Below are 18,055 nucleotides of genomic sequence, written 5' to 3'. Positions count from 1 at the left end.
GTCGCCGTATTCCAATCCACAATCCCGCGGGTCCGGAGCGATCAAATCGCCAAATTCGTCATCATGACGCACGGATGGAGCCGAGACGGGCACGCAATAATTCGTAAAAGAAAAGATCGAATAAAGTTCTAACGGACGTATCGAAATTCGGCAGCGGAGGCGTCCGCAATTTCACGACGCCTGCCGCGCCTTGTGCATCGCACGCCGGCCGATCCCCCACAGCGTCAGGTTCCAGGTGACGCAGGTGCCGAGCGCAAGGCAGAGACCAATGGCGGAACCGAACTGCACCACCGCGACGTGCATGACGGCGATCGCCGTGCCGAATCCGAGCAGGCCCCAGGCGGAGTTGGCGAGCACGGCGGCGGTCGGCGGACCGCCGATGCGTGGATGCAGGATCACCATCATGCTGGAAAACACGACCGGAAAGATCGCGATGATGCCGCTGATGCGGGGGCCGACCCAGCTGGAGGTCGAGACCACGATGGCGACGAGCGTTGCGACCAGCACGGCCCGCATCGGGACGTCGTACCAGCGGCGCGCCACCAGCGGCATCTTGACGTGACGGTAGCCCGCAAGCAGCGGAATGCAGATGCCGAACGCGATCAGATTGGCGGCAAGTCCGGCGGTGAGCGACCAGTCGAACTGGCGGATGATCGAGGCCAGAACGATCCAGACCGCGAACGCGCTAGCGCAACTCACCAGCATGCCGCGCCGCTGCGCCAGCATGACATAGGTCAGACACATGAAAATCGTCGCCGCGTTGATCGGCAGGCTCGCCAGCGCGCCCTGCGCGATGAAGGCGGCGTCGTGGTCGATCGCGAGGAAGACATAGGACGGACCGGCCGACACCGGCAGGGTCGCGATCAGCGCGCCGATCACGGGGCCCGAGCGCTCGGTGATAACAGACGCCGTCACGACGAACGCCGCCGCGATCGCCATGCGCAGGAGGAGGAAGAGGATGAAGTGGAGGTCGAGGGACATTTTTTCTTCTCACCCTCCTCTGGAGGGTAAGAGACTCACATCCGCTGCATCGACACCGAGACCTTCGGGCCATTCTTGATGGTCTGATAGACCACACAATAGCGCTCGGTGAGCTTGAGCAGCAGATCGAGCTTGTCCTGCGGCGCATCAGTGTCGACCTCGAAGCGGAGACGAATTTCGGCGAAGCCGACCGGGGTCTCCTTGTCGATGCCGAGCGTGCCCCGGAAATCGAGATCGCCCTCGGCATAGACGTTGCCGGTCTTCAACGGAATCTCGACCGCGGTCGCGACCGATTTCAGCGTGACGCCGGCACAGGCGACCAATGCCTCCAGCAGCATGTCGCCGGAGCAAAGCTCCAGGCCGGAGCCGCCGGTCGCAGGATGCAGGCCTGCCATCGCGATGGCGCGGCCGGTCTCGACCTTGCAGGCGATGCCTTCGCTGTCGGTCGAGCCCTTGGCCTTCAGCGTGATCATCGCGGTCTTGGGATCGGTCTTGTAGCGTTCCTTGATCGGGGCCTGCATCTGGCGCAATTCTGCGGCGTCCATCTTGTTCTCTCCCGGAAAAATCGCCTCTCGATGTACCGGCTCAAGGGCGAATTGTCACCACCACATGGCCTGACCGGGACCCTGGGTTGCGTCACGGTCGGGCACGCTGCGGTCGAGCGAACGGTCGAGTGACGTCAGCACACTTCGCTTGAAATTCTCGAACAGCGGCGAATTGCGGTCGCGCGGCCGGCCCAGATTGATCTCGATCTGGTCGAACAGCCGGCCCGGCCGCGGCCGCATCACCAGCACGCGGTCGGCCAGCACCACGGCCTCGTCGACGTCATGTGTGACGAGGATCAAGGTCGGGCGCGTGTCGGCCCAGAGATCGAGCAGATGGTCCTGGAGATCCCTGCGGGTGAAAGCATCGAGCGCGGAGAACGGCTCGTCGAGCAGGAGCACCTCGGGCTGCGGCACCAGCGCGCGTGCGATCGCGACGCGCTGCGCCTGCCCGCCGGAAAGCTCGCGCGGCCAGGCCTGCGCCTTGTCGGCAAGGCCGACGCGCTCGAGCGCGCGCGCCACCTTCTCGCGCCGCTCTGCCGCGGGCAGATCGGCGAGACCAAAACCGATATTGTCGGCGACACTGAGCCAGGGCAGCAGCCGCGGCTCCTGAAAGATGATGCCGATTTTTGAGTGCGGCGAAGCGATCGCCTCGCTGTCGAGCGTCACCGTGCCGGAGCTGGCGCGGTCGAGACCGGCGATGGCGCGGAGCAGTGTTGATTTGCCGCAGCCGGAGCCGCCGATGATGGCGAGGATCTCGCCCTGCCTGATCTCGGCCGAGAAGCGCGCCAGCGCCTGCACGCCGTTGGGATAGGTCTTGCTGACCCGGTCGAGCGCCAGCATCGCGTTACGCTCCCTTGTCAAGTTTCTTTGGCGCGCCCGAAGGCGTCCTGCCAGCGCAGGAACGGCGCGGCGCCGACTTCGATCAGCCAGTCGGTGAGTTTGCCGAGAATGGCGAAGATGACGATGGCGGCGAGGATCTGCGCGGGCTTGCCGAGCTGCTGGCCGTCGAGCAGGAGATAGCCGAGGCCTTCGGAGGCGCCGATCAATTCGGCCGCGACCACGAACATCCAGCCGAGGCCGAGGCCGACGCGCAGGGACACGACATAGGCCGGCAGGACCGCAGGCAGCAGGATGCGGCGGATCATCGCGAAGCCGGAGAGGCGGAAGGTGCGGCCGACCTCGACGATCTTGCGATCGACGGAGAGGATCGCGCCCATCACGCCGAGATAGACCGGGAAGAACACGCCGACCGCGATCAGCGCGATCTTGGACGTCTCGAAGATGCCGAGCCAGAGGATGAACAGCGGCACCCAGGCGAGCGACGGGATCGCGCGCAGCGCCTGCACGGTCGGATCGAGCAGCCGCCGCGCCAGCGACCAATAACCGGAGATGGCCCCGAGCAGCGTGCCCGCGACCACGCCGAAGGCGAAGCCGAGCCCGACCCGCCACAGCGTTGCGGCGATGTGGCGGACCAGTTCGCCGGAGCGGGCGAGGTCGGCGATGGCGGCAAGGACGCGCGAGGGCGGCGGCACCAGCCGGCCGTTGGACCAGCCGAACCAGACCACGAGCTCCCAGCCGGCGGCGAGGATCAATGGCAACAGCACGCCCAGCAGAGGCCGCGCATAGCGCGACAGCCGCGAGGGCGCAGCAGATCTGTCGGCCGGTTCCGAGGTTTGTTGCAGGACTGGCGCGTCGGAGATCATGGCCGGTAGGAAGCGCGTCTGGTCAGGGAATGCAAGCGAGCGCAGCAAACACCGCTGTCGTCCCGGACGAGCGAAGCGCAGATCCGGGACCCATAACCACAGGCAGATATGACTACGGGGACTCGGGGTGACCACCTTTGCCCCAAACCGCTCCCTGTGGCTATGGCGACGAGCGCAAGCGCTCGCGCCGGGGATCCCGGGTTCGCTTCGCGCCCCGGGACGACGGCGGAGTTTGCGGCGCCGGCGTGCCTCTTACTAATTCGTCGGCAGCGGAACCTGGTCGTCGATCAGGGCATCCAGCGTCGCCTTCACGTCGACCTTGGCGTCGACGACGCCGGCTTGCTGGAGCGCAAGGCCCGCCGCGAGGATCGACTCGCGCTGGGGTGCGCCGATGCGGCTGTGGGTGAGCTCGGTGCGCTCCTTGAGCTGCTTGTCGACGACGGCCTCAGGCAGCTTGGTCACCGCGATGAACGTCTTCTTGAGATCATCGTAATTCGCCAGCGAATACTTTCGCGCTTCTTCGTACACCGCGAGTACGCGGCGGGCGGCGTCCGGATAATCCTTCAAGAACTGCTCGCGCACATTGAGGATGCCCCAGGTGTTGGCGTCGGCCTTGCGATAGAACAGTTTTGCGCCCTCCTCGACCTCGGCCTGCGCCATCATGGGATCGAGACCGGCCCAGGCATCGACGTCGCCGCGGATCAGCGCGGTCTTGCCGTCGGCGTGCTGGAGCAGCACTGGCGTGATGTCCTTTTCGGTGAGGCCGGCACCGAGCAGCGCGCGCACCAGGAAGATGTGCGGATCGGTGCCGCGCGTCACCGCAACGCGCTTGCCTTTGAGGTCAGCAACGCTTGCGATCTTGGAATCCTTACCTGTCACCAGCGCGGTCCATTCGGGACGCGAATAGACGTAGATCGACTTGATCGGGTTGCCGTTGATGCGGGCGACCAGCGCGGCGGAGCCCGCGGTCGAGCCGAAATCGATCGAGCCGGCGTTGAGGAATTCGAGCGCCTTGTTGGAGCCGGCCGACTGCACCCAGGTGACGGTGATGCCGTCCTTGGCGAACTCCTTCTCCAGCAGCCCCTTCTGCTTCAGGACCATCGACACCGGATTGTAGGTCGCCCAGTCGATGCGGATTTCCTTGAGCGGGTCCGCTGCCTTTGCCGCGGGGGTCATGGCGAGCGCAACCGCTCCCGCCAACAGAATGCGTCGTGTAATGTTCGTCATGCCCAGCCTCCTCAAAAAATTCATTGTTTTTCAATGAGTTATACCTAGAAATCAACGAGAAAATCCCACCTTTGAAAGCGGGTTGCCTGAGAACAACTTTGCCCGAGGCCGCCCTTTTCCAGCATGGAACGACTATTGCCAGCGAATGGCGGGTGACAGCGCCTGTCACCTCTTATATCCGGTGAAGCATGGACAGCGTCGCGACTGAACATAAGCCAGAGGTGGACGATCGCTTCGACACCGCGCGGATCACCGCCGCGGTCGATGCGCTTGCCGAAAAGCATGAGGGCCGCGAGGACGCGTTCCGCACCGCCATGGCGCAAATGCTCAAGGCCGAGCTGATCGCAGCACGCGCCGCAGCACAAGCGATCCTGCTGAAGGACCGTCACGGCCGCCGCTGCGCCGAGCGGCTGTGTCATGTCCAGGACGAAATCATCCGCATCCTGTATTCGGCGGCGACGCGCCATCTCTACCGCTCGCATATCCCGAGCGGCGCGGAGCGGATGGCGGTGGTCGCGACCGGTGGCTATGGCCGCGGCCTGATGGCTCCCGAATCCGACATCGATCTGCTGTTCATCCTGCCCTACAAGCAGACCGCCTGGGGCGAGCAGGTGGCTGAGGCCATCCTCTACTGCCTCTGGGACATGGGGCTGAAGGTCGGCCACGCCACACGCTCGGTCGATGAATCGATCCGGCAGGCGCGCGGCGACATGACGATCCGCACTGCGATCCTGGAGACGCGCTTCCTCACCGGCGACCAGCCGCTCTATGACGAGCTGGTCGAGCGCTTCGACAAGGAAGTGGTGCAGGGCACCGCATCCGAATTCGTCACGGCGAAGCTCGCCGAGCGCGAGGAGCGCCACCGCCGCGGCGGCCAGTCGCGCTATCTGGTCGAACCCAACGTCAAGGACGGCAAGGGCGCGCTACGCGACCTGCACACGCTGTTCTGGATCGCCAAATACGTCTATCGCGTACGCGACACCGACGAGCTGGTCGAACGCGGCGTGTTCGACGCGCAGGAGTACCGCACCTTCCGCCGCTGCGCCGATTTCCTCTGGTCGGTGCGCTGCAATCTGCATTTCTATTCCGGACGGCCGGAGGAACGGCTGTCGTTCGACCTCCAGCGCGAGATCGCGGTCCGGCTCGGTTACACCTCGCATCCCGGCATGCAGGACGTCGAGCGCTTCATGAAGCACTACTTCCTGGTCGCCAAGGAAGTCGGCAACCTCACCGCCATCCTCTGCGCCAAGCTCGAGGACCAGCAGGCCAAGCCGGCGCCGGTGCTGAGCCGGATGATGGCGCGGCTGCGCCCGACTGCCGTGAAGCGGCGCGTGCCTGACAGCGACGACTTCATCGTCGACAACAACCGCATCAACGTCGCGGCGCCCGACGTCTTCAAGCACGATCCGGTCAATCTGATCCGAATCTTCCGCCTGGCGCAGAAGAACAACCTGGCCTTCCATCCGGATGCGATGCGCGACGTGACGCGCTCGCTCGGCCTGATCAACGCGCAGATGCGCGAGAATCCGGAAGCCAACCGTCTGTTCATGGAGATCCTGACCTCCGACAACGCCGAGATCGTGTTGCGGCGGATGAACGAGACCGGCGTGCTCGGCCATTTCATTCGCGCCTTCGGCAAGATCGTCTCGATGATGCAGTTCAACATGTATCATCACTACACCGTCGACGAGCATTTGATCCGCTGCGTCGGTTTCCTCCAGGACATCGAGCGCGGCGGCATCGAGGAATTCACGGTCGCCAGCGACCTGATGCGCAAGATCCGGCCCGAGCACCGCTCCGTGATCTACATCGCCACGCTCCTGCACGACGTCGCCAAGGGCCGGCCGGAAGACCACTCGATCGCCGGGGCCAAGGTGGCGCGGCGGCTCTGCCCGCGGCTCGGCTTCAGCCCTGCCGACACCGAGCTCGTGGCCTGGCTGATCGAGGAGCATCTGACGATGTCCACGGTCGCGCAGTCGCGCGACCTGTCCGACCGCAAGACCATCGAGAATTTCGCCGCCGTGGTGCAGTCGACCGAGCAGATGAAGCTGCTGACGATCCTCACCACCGCCGATATCCGCGGGGTCGGTCCGGGCGTGTGGAACGGCTGGAAGGCGCAGCTGCTGCGTTCGCTATATTACGAGACCGAGCCGGTACTGACCGGCGGCTTCTCGGAGGTCGATCGCGGCAAGCGGCTGACGGCCGCTCATGCCGAATTCCGCAACGCCTTCGCCGAATGGCCGAAGGACGAGCTCGATGCCTATATCGGCCGGCATTATCCGGCCTATTGGCTCAAGGTCGAGCTGCCGCGAAAGATCCGCCACGCCCGCTTCGTCCGCTCCAGCGAGCAGGCCGGCCACAAGCTCGCGATCAATGTCGGCTTCGACGAGGTGCGCGGCGTCACCGAGCTCACGATCTTCGCGGCCGACCATCCCTGGCTGCTCTCGATCATCGCGGGCGCCTGCGCCTCGGCCGGCGCCAACATCGTCGACGCCCAGATTTACACCACCACCGACGGCCGCGCGCTCGACACGATCTCGATCTCCAGGGAATACGACCGCGACGAGGACGAGGGACGGCGTGCCACGCGGATCGGGGAGATGATCGAGGACGTGCTGGAAGGCAAGCTGCGCCTGCCGGAAGTGGTGGCGCGGCGCACCGTGCGCAGCAAGGCGCGGCCCTTCACGATCGAGCCGGAGGTGACCATCAACAATCAATGGTCCGACCGCTACACCGTGATCGAGATGTCCGGCCTCGACCGCCCCGGCCTGCTCTACGAGCTGACCACCGCGATCTCGAAGCTCAACCTCAACATCGCGTCCGCCCACGTCGCGACCTTCGGCGAGCGCGCCCGCGACGTGTTCTACGTAACCGACCTCCTGGGCGCACAGATCAACGCCCCGACGCGCCAGTCCGCGATCAAGAGCGCGCTGACCCATGTGATGGCCGGCGACAAGGCGGTTGCGGCACCGGCGGCGTGAGGCCAATCTCTCGGTCCCAAAATGATTGTTGACCCATGGCTGATTTTCTTCCGGTCGAGTCTTTCATCATCCAACGACTCGAACAGGGCGGATGGTGCGTGATCGAGCGTCGTGCCGACCTTACCGACATTCCGATCGCTGATTTCGTCTCGCTTCGAGACGCGGAGGAATGGGTTGCCTGGAAACAGGGAACTCCGAGGATCAACCCTCATAGTACTTGATGCTTCGGTTCAGACCTGGACCCCCTCATGCCTGAGCAGCCAGCGCTTGCGCGCGAGGCCGCCGCCATATTTCACCAGCGAGCCGTCCGCGCCGATCAGGCGGTGGCATGGCAGCACCACGCTGATCGGGTTGGAGCCGTTGGCATGGCCGACCGCGCGAATGGCCTTGGGCATCTCGATCCTGGCGGCCATCGCGCCATAGCTCATCGTGGTGCCGGCAGGGATTTGCGCGAGAGCAGTCCAGACCTTTTGCTGAAACGGCGTGCCGGCGATGCGCCAGACGATGGCTGAAAGCTGGCCGAGATCACCTTCGAAATAGTGCGACAACGCCGTCCGCATCTCCGTCGGTGCAGGCCGGCCACTCAGATCGACCGCGCCGTAATGCAGACGCAACAGCTCGCGCATGCGGTGTTCATAATCTTCCCAGTCGAGCGCGCGCAGCGCACCGTCAGCATCGGTGACGAGCAAGGCGATCCCGATCGGCGTCACCAGCCGATCGAGGCCGAAGCTTACGGACGGTTTGGTTGATCGCGCGGGCATTGCGGCACCATGGCATCGAAACACACCCATCGCGTTTGCCATGGCGGCCGTGCTAACGTCCACCCGAAAGCTGACGCTTTTGGGGGGAGCTCAACTTGATCTGGATCGCCAATGTCCTGGTGGCGCTGGTCGCCGCGCTGCACGCCTACTTCCTGATCCTGGAGATGTTCCTCTGGGACAAGCCGCTTGGCTTGAAGACATTCCGCAATACGCCCGAGAAAGCCGAGATCACCAAAGTGCTCGCTGCCAACCAAGGGCTCTATAACGGCTTCCTTGCCGCCGGCCTGATCTGGGGTCTGGTCCACGGCAACCCGGCCTTCGCGTTCCAGATCAAGGCGTTCTTCCTGCTCTGCGTGATCGTGGCCGGTGCCTATGGCGCTATGACCGTCAGCACGCGAATCCTGATCGTGCAGGCGCTGCCGGCGGCGATCGCGCTGGTTGCGCTGTTTCTCGCCTGAGACGCTTCGGCGCAGCGCCGCGATCCTTGCGCGGCGGCTGACGTTCCTCCACAATCTTCGGCAGCGATGGCGACCGTTGCAAGCAACGGGACAAGACCGTCGGCCGGAAAATTCCGTCAGGAGGAACATCCCATCATGAGCAATCGCAGAGCCTTTTTAGCTGCCACGGCGGCGCTCGCCTTCGCGTTCTCCGCCACCCAAGCCCTCGCACAAAAGAAATACGACACCGGTGCGAGCGACACCGAGATCAAGATCGGCCAGACCGTGCCGTTCTCCGGCGCCTACTCCGTCTATGCCAATATCGGCAAGACCCAGGCCGCCTACTTCAAGATGATCAACGACCAGGGCGGCATCAACGGCCGCAAGATCAACCTGATCCAGTATGACGATGCCTATTCGCCGCCGAAGACGGTCGAGCAGGTGCGCAAGCTTGTCGAAGGCGACGAGGTGCTCTTCACCTTCCAGATCATCGGCACGGCCGCCAACGCCGCCGTGCAAAAATATCTCAACGGCAAGAAGATCCCGCAGCTGCTGGCCTCGACCGGGGCCGCGCGATTCAACGATCCGCAAAACTATCCCTGGACCATCGCCTACAATCCCAACTACGTGTCCGAAGGACGGATCTACGCAAAGTACATTCTCAAGGAGCATCCGAACGCCAAGATCGGCGTGCTCTACCAGAACGACGACATGGGCCGCGACTATCTCGCGGGCCTCAAGAGCGGCCTCGGCGACAAGGCCGCCGGCATGATCGTCGGCGAAGTCTCCTACGAAGTCACCGATCCGACGGTGGATTCGCAGGTGGTCAAGCTGAAGTCGATGGGCGCCGATCTTTTCTACGATGCCTCGACACCGAAGTTCGCGGCGCAGGCGATCAAGAAGGTGGCCGAGCTCGGCTGGAACCCGGTGCACATCCTCGACATCAATGCGAGCCCGATCTCGGCGACGCTGAAGCCGGCCGGCCTCGACATCTCCAAGGGCATCATCTCGACCCAATACGGCAAGGAGCCGAGTGATCCGCAGTGGAAGGACGATCCGGGCGTGAAAGCGTTCTTCGCCTTCATGGACAAGTATTTCCCGGAAGGCGACAAGCTCAACACGGTCAACACCTACGCCTATTCGGTGGCCGAACTGCTGACGCAGGTGCTGAAACAGTGCGGCGACGACCTGTCGCGTGAGAACGTGATGAAGCAGGTCGCCAATATCAAGGATTTCACCCCGAGCTTCGCGCTGCCCGGCATCAAGATCAACACCGGGCCGAACGACTACCGCGTCAACAAGCAGATGCAGATGATGAAGTTCAACGGCGAACGCTGGGAGCTGTTCGGACCGATCATCGAGGACAATGGCCCGGCGGGTTAGTTCAAGGACGAATCTCGTAGGGTGGGTTAGCGTCAGCGTGACCCACCCTACGAACGCCCACCTTGCGTTGCAGCAACGCCTCCTCCACACTCGGCCTCAGCGGTGACGTCCAGCCGGATCGATCACCTGCAATAACAAGCTGAGGAAACGGCGAATGAGGAATGGAATTCTGCATCTGGCCACGGCAACGGCGCTGACCCTGGCGCTGTCGGTCTCTGCGGCCAATGCCCAAAAGAAATATGATCCGGGCGCCAGCGACACCGAGATCAAGGTCGGCCAGACCGTGCCGTTCTCCGGACCGGCGTCGGCCTATGCGTCGATCGGCAAGACCCAGCTCGCCTATTTCAAGATGATCAACGACCAGGGCGGCATCAATGGCCGCAAGATCAATCTGATCCAGTATGACGACGCCTATTCGCCACCGAAAGCGGTGGAGCAGGTGCGCAAGCTCGTCGAGAGCGACGAGGTGCTGCTGACCTTCCAGATCATCGGTACGCCCTCGAACGCGGCCGTGCAGAAATATCTCAACTCCAAGAAGGTGCCGCAGCTGTTCGCGGCTACCGGCGCCTCGAAGTTCACGGACCCCAAGAACTTCCCGTGGACGATGGGCTACAATCCCAACTACTTCGTCGAAGGCCGCATCTACGGCCAGTACATTCTGAAGGAATACCCGAACGCCAAGATTGGCGTGCTCTACCAGAACGACGACCTCGGCAAGGACTATCTGAACGGCATCAAGGCCGGCCTCGGCGACAAGGCCGCCAAGATGATCGTGACGGAAGCGTCCTACGAAGTGTCCGATCCCACGGTCGATTCGCAGATCCTCAAGATCAAGGACGCCGGTGCCGATTTGTTCTTCAGCGCAACAACGCCGAAGCAGGCCGCACAGGCGATCAAGAAGATCGGCGAGATGGGCTGGCATCCGGTGCAGATCGTTGACATCAACGCCACCTCGGTCGGCGCGGTGATGAAGCCCGCCGGTCTCGATGCCGCCAAGGGCGTCATCAGCGTCAACTACGGAAAGGACCCGCTCGATCCGACCTGGAAGGATGATGCCGGCATGAAGCGCTATTTCGACTTCATGGCGAAGTATTATCCTGACGGTGACAAGGATTCGAACTTCAACACCTACGGCTACGGCACCGCGCAGCTGCTCGCCCATGTGCTGCAGCAGTGCGGCGACAACCTGACGCGCGAAAACGTCATGAAGCAGGCTGCGTCCCTCAAGGACGTGATGGGCGACATCGCGCTGCCCGGCATCAAGGCCAACACCTCGCCGACCGACTACCGCGTCAACAAGCAGCTTCAGATGATGAAGTTCAACGGCGAGCGCTGGGAGCTGTTCGGCCCGATCCTGGAGGACGCCGGTCCAGCGGGTTAGTGGTTGATGTCTGAAACGTATTCGGCGGCCCGCGGGCCGCCGATTTTTACCCTTCCATCACCGTCACCCTGAGGTGGCCGCTTCTTCAGCGGCCCCTCGAAGGGCGACGGCGCCGCTGGTGGCCGCGCATCCTTCGAGGCTCGCGAAAGCTCGCACCTCAGGATGACGGAGAGAGATCGCCGCTTGGCTCAAGTCGGTATCTCGCCAAAGTTCTTCCCGACCGGCAGCACGGCGTGGCGAATCAATCGCGAGTCTTCCACCGCCGCCTGGCGGTGCTTGACCGCCTCGCGATAGGCGGGGTCGCGGATCATCTCGACGAAGGCTGCGACGCTCGGATATTCGGCGATGAAGCAATGGTCCCAGCGCTCGGCCGCGGGGCCGATCAGCATCAGCTCGAACCTGCCCTGCCAGACGATGCGGCCGCCGAGGCGTTCGAACACCGGGCCGCTGTCGCGGCCATAGGCCGCATAGGCTTCGGCGCCGCTGGCCTTGCGGCCGTCGGGATAGGCCGCGTCCTTGCGCAGGCGTACGAGGTTGAGCATGTGGATCGGACCGGGGCGGTCGCTGTCCCGAAACTGCGCGAAAATTTCCTTGGTCGGATCGACGTGGCCCATGCGTGGTGTTCCCTCTTGTTTTATGGCCGCGATCCTAGCCCTGCGGCCCGAGAAGCGGAACTGCGGCGGGCGAATGCCGCATCTCCTAATCGCGCGTTAACGCCGGGGTAACCGGGCCTTAAACCGCGACCGCTAGCGTGCGGCGGGGCGGGCTGACCGGGCGTTTGCGTATGGGGTTGGGAAAGAAAAAGGGTGGGCGGAAGGAGCCGTTGTTCGGCTTGCCTGCTGCGCTCGCCGATCTGCGCCTGACGGCCGCGGACCGCATTCCCAATGCCGAGGACAAGCCCAAGAAATCCGCGAAATCATCCGCCAAGCGCAAGACCGAGGATGCCAGCGACGAGCCGCCGCGCGAGCGGAAGCCGCAAGCCGGTCGCAGCGGCGCCAAGCGCCGGTCGAAATCACGCTTCGGTGCCGGCCTCGGCCGCCTGGTCTATTGGGGCGCGGTGCTGAGCCTGTGGGGCGTGATCGCCGTGATTGGCGTCGTGATCTATGTCGGCGCCCATCTGCCGCCGATCCAGTCGCTGGAGATCCCCAAGCGCCCGCCGACCATCCAGATCGTCGGCATCGACGGCAGCATGCTGGCGCAGCGCGGCGAGATGGCCGGCGCCAACGTGTCGCTGAAGGATCTGCCGCCCTATCTGCCGAAAGCGTTCATCGCCATCGAGGACCGCCGCTTCTATTCGCATTTCGGCATCGACCCGATCGGCATTTTGCGCGCCCTCGTCACCAACGTGCTCCATCGCGGTGTTTCGCAGGGCGGCTCGACGCTGACGCAGCAGCTCGCGAAAAACCTGTTCCTGACCCAGGAACGCACCATGGCGCGCAAGCTGCAGGAGGCGGAGCTCGCGATCTGGCTCGAGCGCAAGCATTCCAAGAACGAGATCCTGGAGCTCTATCTCAATCGCGTCTATTTCGGCTCCGGCGCCTACGGCGTCGAAGCTGCCGCGCAAAAATATTTTGGCAAGCCGGCGAAGAACGTCACCGTCGCCGAGGCCGCGATGCTGGCCGGCCTTGTCAAGTCGCCGTCGCGCCTGGCGCCGAACCGCAACCCTGAAGGCGCGGAAGCGCGCGCGAAAATCGTGCTCGCGGCGATGGCGGATGCACAATTCATCACCGATGCGCAGGCGCAGGCCTCGATCGGCCATCCCTCCTACAATGTGAAGCCGGCCGGCGCCGGCACGGTCAATTACGTCGCCGACTGGATCGGCGAGGTGCTGGACGATCTGGTCGGCCAGATCGACGAGAGCATCAAGGTCGAGACCACGATCGATCCGAAGCTGCAGAGCGTGGCGGAAGCCGCCATCATCGACGAGCTCGCGGCCAAGAGTGTGAAGTTCAATGTCAGCCAGGGCGCGCTGGTGGCGATGACGCCCGACGGCGCGGTGCGGGCCATGGTCGGCGGGCGGAACTATTCCGACAGCCAGTACAACCGCGCGGTCACGGCAAAACGCCAGCCGGGCTCCTCGTTCAAGCCGTTCGTCTACCTGACCGCGCTCGAGCAGGGGCTGACGCCGGATACCATGCGCCAGGACGCACCGATCGAGGTCAAGGGCTGGAAGCCCGAGAACTACACCCACGAATATTTCGGCGCGGTGACGCTGACGCAGGCGCTGGCGATGTCGCTCAACACGGTCGCCATTCGTCTTGGCCTCGAGGTCGGGCCGAAGAACGTGGTCCGCACCGCGCACCGACTCGGCATCACTTCGAAGCTCGAGCCCAATGCCTCGATCGCGCTTGGGACGTCGGAAGTCTCCGTGGTCGAGCTGGTCGGCGCCTATGCGCCGTTCGCCAATGGTGGTTTTACGGTGGCGCCGCATGTCGTGACGCGGATCAGGACGCTCAGTGGCAAGCTGCTCTACATGCGCCAGCCGGACGAGCATAACCAGGTCATCGACCCCCGCTATGTCGGCATGATGAACACGATGATGCGGGAGACGCTGATATCAGGCACCGCCAAGAAGGCGGAGATTCCCGGCTGGACGGCGGCCGGCAAGACCGGCACCAGCCAGGATTACCGCGACGCCTGGTTCATCGGCTACACCGCCAACCTCGTCACCGGCGTCTGGCTCGGCAATGACGACAACGCGCCAACCAAGAAGGCGACCGGCGGCGGGCTGCCGGTGGAGGTCTGGTCGCGCTTCATGCGCACGGCGCACGAGGGCGTGGCGGTGGCGAACTTGCCGAGCTCGCCGGGCGGCTGGGGCCTGTCGAACCTCGCACAAGCGGCCTCGCAGGTGTCACCGCCGACAGCGGCAGCGCCCGGACCGGCCCCGGCCAACAACAGCGGCTATCGCCCGCCCCCCACGCGCGCCAATGCACGGCCGGAGGCAGCGGCGGGGCTGGATGGCTGGTTGATGGACCGGCTGTTTGGCGGGAACCGGTAGGCTCGGGCTGAGGTCATCGGGGCCTCAAAACAAAAACCGCGAAAACAACCCCATGCACAGTAGAACGCGACATCCGGCGCGATGCGCGGTGGATGGTGCGAAGCGCTTGATGTGGCGGGGGTCATCAGGCGCGCCGCGCAATCGTCGCGAAGTGTGGCGAGAATCGAGCAAACGCGCGCCACCCTCCTCTGTCATTCCGGTCTCGCCTTCGGGCTTAACCCGCACCCACCGCTTCGGCAAGTTCTGCCTATGGCGGCAGGATTCTCCGCGAGCAGCGATTCCCTGCACGCAAAAACACCAGTCTCTTCAAGCTCCCGTCATCGGCCCGGAAATTGCTCTCACAGGTTGAGCAAGTGGGAAGGAGCGTTCCATGATGTCAGGTGTATCCGGCGCGACGTTGCCTTATCTGCGTCCCGCCTCGACGTCCGCGTCACATGCGGCATCGGGTCTTCAGCCGGAGGTGTCGGATACGACCGACGCAGCGACCAGCGGCTTCCGGATCGACGTCTCGCAGGTCAAGCCGCTGTCAGGCGTCAAAATGATATCGGCTGCGGATGATCCTGTGTTGCACGATCTGATGGCAACGAACTGGCTGATGACCCACGATACCAGCACGCCTCAATCGGTCGTCGCGGACAATGCATCGCAGAGCACCTACGCGCAGGTGAAGGTGGACGGCAAGGTGGTGGTTACGCTGTACAATGGCGGGTCCTCCGCGATGACCAACGCGGCGGCTGCAAAGGTCGGCAAGCTGGAAGATCCTCCCGGCCTGAGTGGACCTGACTTGGCGCAGTGGCGGGCCGACAGCTACGCCGAGCGACTTGGCGGCACCGTCGAAAAAGCTCCCACCGCCATCACGCAATCGCAATGGATCCCACGTGAAAGCAGGTCCACGAGCTATAGCCGCGAGCAACTCGATGCGGCCTTCCAGGCGATGCTGGCCGAGGGACAGAAGGCCGCGGCGCAGCAGCAATCGTCCTATCTGACGTCACGCCCGCAGCCGGGGACAAGTGCGGATCTCAGTGCGTGAGAGCGCGCTGTCGGAGTTCGATGCCACCCCTTCTCCGCCGTCATTCCCCGCGAAAGCGGGGAATCCAGTGCGCGGCGGCCTCTCGGCTGAACAATAACTGCTGGTGGAATACTGGATCGCCCGCTCCAGTGCGCAAGAGCCACAAGGCGGGCGATGACAGTGACCGCTGGGCTAACAGCGAGGGCTAATCCTCGACCCCATACCGGTGCAGATCATTGCCGTAGGTGTCGAGCCACTTCTTGGCGCGCTCCATCGACGGGCAGACTTTTCCGCAGACGCGCCAGAAGCGGGCCGAGTGGTTCATCTCGACGAGATGGGCCACTTCATGCGCGGCGAGGTAGTCGAGCACGAAGGGCGGCGCGAGGATCAGGCGCCAGGAGAACGACAGCGAGCCCGCCGAGGTGCAGGAGCCCCAGCGGCTGGACTGATCGCGGATCGAGAGCCGCTTCACCTTGACGCCGAGCTCGACGGCATAGGCCTCCGCCGAACGCTGCAGATCTTTGCGCGCCTCGCGCTTGAGGAAGTCGTGGACGCGACGGTCGGCATGCTCGGCGCCGCCGGCGACGCAGAGAATGCGTTCGCCGCTGTCGCGCACCTCGGTCCACACCGTGCCGCGCGTGCCCGCGCGGTGAACGATGCGATGGGGCGTGCCGCGAAGCGGTATCACTGTGCCAGGCTGGAACGGTGCGGCCTTCGGCAAGCGGCCGAGACGTGCCGCGATCCACGCACCGTGACGCGACGCAAAGTCCTTCGCTTCGGCCAGCGTGCCGCGCGGCGGCATGGTCAGGATGGCTTCGCGATCGCTCGGATGAATTCGGAGCGTGTAGCGGCGCGCGCGCCGATGCCGGCGCAGCCGGATCGCAAAAAACTGCGATCCGTGGGTGATGACAAGGGTCTTTGGTTCGTGGGGCCGACGGTAGAGGAGCGCGCGAGTGGCCATGTCTGTCAGTCCGGGGAGCAAGAGGTCGCCCGGATTCTGCCATAACCGCCGCCAGGGAAAGCGCTCGGCGCAAAAACAAATCATTTGCCCAATATACAGGGGTCTGACGTCCGGGAGACCCTACAGACTGGGGTTGGAACCGGCTTTTTTCGCCCCCGCTGGATGCATGCGACACCCCCAAGGGGTGAGGGCTGACTCACTCCTAGATCGCTACCTAAATACCTCGAATCTGGAGGGAACCAGGCACTCCCGGAACCTCCGGCAGGGCCTGAAATTTCGACGGGAAAGCCGAAACTGAAGATTATTCGGCTGCGAGCGCCTGCAACGAGCTCGGATTCGCAGCCGAGACCATGAAATCATGAATCCGCGGCACGATTTCCGACTTGAAACGCGATCCGTTGAACACGCCGTAATGTCCGACGCCCTTCTGGACGTAGTGAACACGGCGATGATCGGGAATCGCGCTGCACAATGTGTGCGTTGCTTCGGTCTGACCGATACCGGAGATGTCGTCGTTCTCGCCTTCCACCGTCATCAACGCAACGCGCGTGACCTTGGAGGGATCGACGCGAGTTCCACGATGGGTCATCTCGCCCTTCGGCAGCGCGTGCTTCACGAACACGGTGTCGACGGTCTGGAGATAATACTCGGCGGAGAGGTCCATCACCGCGAGATATTCGTCATAGAAGTCGCGATGCTTGTCGACGAGGTCACCGTCGCCCTTCACCAGATTGGCGAAGAGCTGCTTGTGGGCGTCCATGTGACGGTCGAGATTCATGCTGATGAAGCCGTTGAGCTGCAGGAATCCCGGATAGACGTCGCGCATCATGCCCGGATGCGGAAACGGCACCTTGGTGATGACGTGGTTGCGGAACCAGTCGATGCCGCGCTCCTGGGCGAGGTTGTTCACCGCGGTCGGATTGCGACGGGTGTCGATCGGACCGCCCATCAGCGTCATCGAGGTCGGCACGAAGGGATCGCGGCGTGCTTCCATGATCGAGACGGCGGCGACCACGGGCACGGAGGGCTGGCACACTGCCAGCACATGGGTGTTGCCGCCGAGGACGTGCAGCATCTCGATGACATAGTCGATATAGTCGTCGAGATCGAAGCGGCCGTCGCTCAAGGGCACCATGCGGGCGTCGGCCCAGTCGGTGATGTAGACCTCATGCGCCGGCAGGAAAGCTTCGACCGTGCCGCGCAGCAGCGTCGCATAGTGGCCGGACATCGGCGCGACGATCAGCACGCGCGGCTGCGGGCTGCGCAGCGGACGGGTGAACTTGCGATCGAAGTAGAGCAGCCGGCAGAACGGCTTTTCCCAGACCGAGCGGACCTCGACGGGGACGCGGATGCCGTTCACCTCGGTGTCGTTGAGACCCCATTCCGGCTTGCCGTAGCGGCGCGTGGTGCGCTCGAACAATTCGCAGGCCGCGGCGACCGACTTGCCGACCTCGGTACGCGCCCAGGGATTGAGGGGATTCTGAAACAGGAACTTGGTTGCGTCGGTGATCGCACGCGCCGGATTGAGAGAGGCTTGCCCCATCTCGTACATCCAGTACATCGGCGTCGTCAGGACCGGACTGCCTTCGGCCGACAGGGGCGGCGCGCCGCCAAACTCACCAATAGGCATCGCTATATTCCTCTTCGCATCGCAGCATACTGCCGAATGCGTAATATTGCGTCAATGC

Annotated in this window: 16 protein-coding genes; 7 read left to right on the top strand and 9 right to left on the bottom strand. The window is 63.9% G+C overall.

The genetic code is table 11. From position 1 onward, the window contains the following. Positions 1–171: 171 nt before the first annotated feature. The 5 genes from B5V03_RS13020 to B5V03_RS13000 all read right to left on the bottom strand — a co-directional run bounded on the left by B5V03_RS13020 (position 172) and on the right by B5V03_RS13000 (position 4,456). Positions 172–981, bottom strand: a complete 810-nt coding sequence (locus tag B5V03_RS13020) for a hypothetical protein (protein WP_129270698.1) — start codon at positions 979–981, stop codon at positions 172–174. A gap of 35 nt (positions 982–1,016) precedes the next feature. Then, on the bottom strand, positions 1,017–1,526 hold the full coding sequence (locus B5V03_RS13015) for an OsmC family protein (RefSeq protein WP_129270697.1): 510 nt from the start codon (positions 1,524–1,526) through the stop codon (positions 1,017–1,019). 54 nt (positions 1,527–1,580) lie between these two features. Then, on the bottom strand, positions 1,581–2,366 hold the full coding sequence (locus B5V03_RS13010; RefSeq protein WP_129270696.1) for an ABC transporter ATP-binding protein: 786 nt from the start codon (positions 2,364–2,366) through the stop codon (positions 1,581–1,583). Between the two features lie 17 nt (positions 2,367–2,383). After that, positions 2,384–3,229, bottom strand: coding sequence for an ABC transporter permease (locus tag B5V03_RS13005; RefSeq protein ID WP_129271202.1), 846 nt, complete (start codon positions 3,227–3,229; stop codon positions 2,384–2,386). A gap of 255 nt (positions 3,230–3,484) precedes the next feature. Beyond that, entirely contained in the window at positions 3,485–4,456 is a 972-nt protein-coding gene (locus B5V03_RS13000) for an aliphatic sulfonate ABC transporter substrate-binding protein (RefSeq protein ID WP_164987965.1), read from the bottom strand. Between the two features lie 188 nt (positions 4,457–4,644). Between B5V03_RS13000 and B5V03_RS12995 the strand changes: the two genes are divergently transcribed. Together B5V03_RS12995 and B5V03_RS12990 are read left to right on the top strand one after the other, a co-directional pair. Further along, positions 4,645–7,437 (top strand): [protein-PII] uridylyltransferase, encoded by a 2,793-nt coding sequence (locus B5V03_RS12995; RefSeq protein WP_129270694.1) that lies wholly within the window; start codon positions 4,645–4,647, stop codon positions 7,435–7,437. Positions 7,438–7,472: 35 nt separating this feature from the next. Further along, a complete protein-coding gene (locus B5V03_RS12990) occupies positions 7,473–7,658 on the top strand; it encodes a hypothetical protein (protein WP_129270693.1) in 186 nt (61 codons plus the stop codon). 9 nt (positions 7,659–7,667) lie between these two features. On the opposite strand, the gene B5V03_RS12985 is transcribed toward B5V03_RS12990, so the two are convergent. Further along, a complete protein-coding gene (locus B5V03_RS12985; protein WP_129270692.1) occupies positions 7,668–8,198 on the bottom strand; it encodes a methylated-DNA--[protein]-cysteine S-methyltransferase in 531 nt (176 codons plus the stop codon). 95 nt (positions 8,199–8,293) lie between these two features. On the opposite strand from B5V03_RS12985, the gene B5V03_RS12980 reads away from it, so the two are divergent. From B5V03_RS12980 to B5V03_RS12970, 3 genes are all read left to right on the top strand, one after another. Beyond that, the gene (locus B5V03_RS12980) at positions 8,294–8,656 is read left to right on the top strand and encodes a DUF1304 domain-containing protein (RefSeq protein ID WP_164987964.1); all 363 of its coding nucleotides are present in this window, start codon (positions 8,294–8,296) and stop codon (positions 8,654–8,656) included. A gap of 135 nt (positions 8,657–8,791) precedes the next feature. After that, positions 8,792–10,018 carry an ABC transporter substrate-binding protein gene (locus tag B5V03_RS12975; RefSeq protein WP_129270691.1) on the top strand — a complete coding sequence of 409 codons (1,227 nt, stop codon included), beginning with the start codon at positions 8,792–8,794 and terminating at the stop codon, positions 10,016–10,018. A 154-nt stretch (positions 10,019–10,172) separates the two neighbouring features. Beyond that, positions 10,173–11,399, top strand: coding sequence for an ABC transporter substrate-binding protein (locus tag B5V03_RS12970; protein WP_164987963.1), 1,227 nt, complete (start codon positions 10,173–10,175; stop codon positions 11,397–11,399). Between the two features lie 188 nt (positions 11,400–11,587). Here the strand turns inward: B5V03_RS12970 and B5V03_RS12965 are convergent, their stop codons facing one another. After that, entirely contained in the window at positions 11,588–12,013 is a 426-nt protein-coding gene (locus B5V03_RS12965) for a DUF1330 domain-containing protein (protein WP_129270689.1), read from the bottom strand. Positions 12,014–12,183: 170 nt separating this feature from the next. Here B5V03_RS12965 and B5V03_RS12960 point away from each other — a divergent pair, with 170 nt between their 5' ends. Then, entirely contained in the window at positions 12,184–14,397 is a 2,214-nt protein-coding gene (locus tag B5V03_RS12960) for a transglycosylase domain-containing protein (RefSeq protein ID WP_129270688.1), read from the top strand. Between the two features lie 370 nt (positions 14,398–14,767). Continuing rightward, positions 14,768–15,427: a hypothetical protein gene (locus B5V03_RS12955; protein WP_129270687.1), complete on the top strand. Its 660-nt coding sequence runs from the start codon at positions 14,768–14,770 to the stop codon at positions 15,425–15,427. A gap of 184 nt (positions 15,428–15,611) precedes the next feature. Here B5V03_RS12955 and B5V03_RS12950 read toward each other — a convergent pair whose 3' ends face one another. Together B5V03_RS12950 and B5V03_RS12945 are read right to left on the bottom strand one after the other, a co-directional pair. Then, positions 15,612–16,451: a M48 family metallopeptidase gene (locus tag B5V03_RS12950; protein ID WP_129270686.1), complete on the bottom strand. Its 840-nt coding sequence runs from the start codon at positions 16,449–16,451 to the stop codon at positions 15,612–15,614. 217 nt (positions 16,452–16,668) lie between these two features. Next, a complete protein-coding gene (locus B5V03_RS12945) occupies positions 16,669–17,997 on the bottom strand; it encodes a polyhydroxyalkanoate depolymerase (RefSeq protein ID WP_129270685.1) in 1,329 nt (442 codons plus the stop codon). Between the last annotated feature and the right edge of the window lie 58 nt (positions 17,998–18,055).

Source organism: Bradyrhizobium betae (genome assembly GCF_004123905.1).
Lineage (GTDB): Bacteria > Pseudomonadota > Alphaproteobacteria > Rhizobiales > Xanthobacteraceae > Bradyrhizobium > Bradyrhizobium betae_A.
The sequence above is the reverse complement of the archived record's forward strand: the minus strand, read 5'-3'. Positions and strand labels throughout refer to the sequence as shown.

Bases quoted from the DNA above. Each gene is read 5' to 3' on its own strand.
- B5V03_RS12945 (WP_129270685.1), bottom strand. From the start codon at position 17,997: ATGCCTATTGGTGAGTTTGGCGGCGCGCCGCCCCTGTCGGCCGAAGGC.
- B5V03_RS12985 (WP_129270692.1), bottom strand. From the start codon at position 8,198: ATGCCCGCGCGATCAACCAAACCGTCCGTAAGCTTCGGCCTCGATCGG.
- B5V03_RS13005 (WP_129271202.1), bottom strand. From the start codon at position 3,229: ATGATCTCCGACGCGCCAGTCCTGCAACAAACCTCGGAACCGGCCGAC.
- B5V03_RS13020 (WP_129270698.1), bottom strand. From the start codon at position 981: ATGTCCCTCGACCTCCACTTCATCCTCTTCCTCCTCCTGCGCATGGCG.
- B5V03_RS12990 (WP_129270693.1), top strand. From the start codon at position 7,473: ATGGCTGATTTTCTTCCGGTCGAGTCTTTCATCATCCAACGACTCGAA.
- B5V03_RS12955 (WP_129270687.1), top strand. From the start codon at position 14,768: ATGATGTCAGGTGTATCCGGCGCGACGTTGCCTTATCTGCGTCCCGCC.
- B5V03_RS12995 (WP_129270694.1), top strand. From the start codon at position 4,645: ATGGACAGCGTCGCGACTGAACATAAGCCAGAGGTGGACGATCGCTTC.
- B5V03_RS12950 (WP_129270686.1), bottom strand. From the start codon at position 16,451: ATGATTTGTTTTTGCGCCGAGCGCTTTCCCTGGCGGCGGTTATGGCAG.
- B5V03_RS13015 (WP_129270697.1), bottom strand. From the start codon at position 1,526: ATGGACGCCGCAGAATTGCGCCAGATGCAGGCCCCGATCAAGGAACGC.
- B5V03_RS12975 (WP_129270691.1), top strand. From the start codon at position 8,792: ATGAGCAATCGCAGAGCCTTTTTAGCTGCCACGGCGGCGCTCGCCTTC.
- B5V03_RS13000 (WP_164987965.1), bottom strand. From the start codon at position 4,456: ATGACGAACATTACACGACGCATTCTGTTGGCGGGAGCGGTTGCGCTC.
- B5V03_RS12965 (WP_129270689.1), bottom strand. From the start codon at position 12,013: ATGGGCCACGTCGATCCGACCAAGGAAATTTTCGCGCAGTTTCGGGAC.
- B5V03_RS12970 (WP_164987963.1), top strand. From the start codon at position 10,173: ATGAGGAATGGAATTCTGCATCTGGCCACGGCAACGGCGCTGACCCTG.
- B5V03_RS12960 (WP_129270688.1), top strand. From the start codon at position 12,184: ATGGGGTTGGGAAAGAAAAAGGGTGGGCGGAAGGAGCCGTTGTTCGGC.
- B5V03_RS13010 (WP_129270696.1), bottom strand. From the start codon at position 2,366: ATGCTGGCGCTCGACCGGGTCAGCAAGACCTATCCCAACGGCGTGCAG.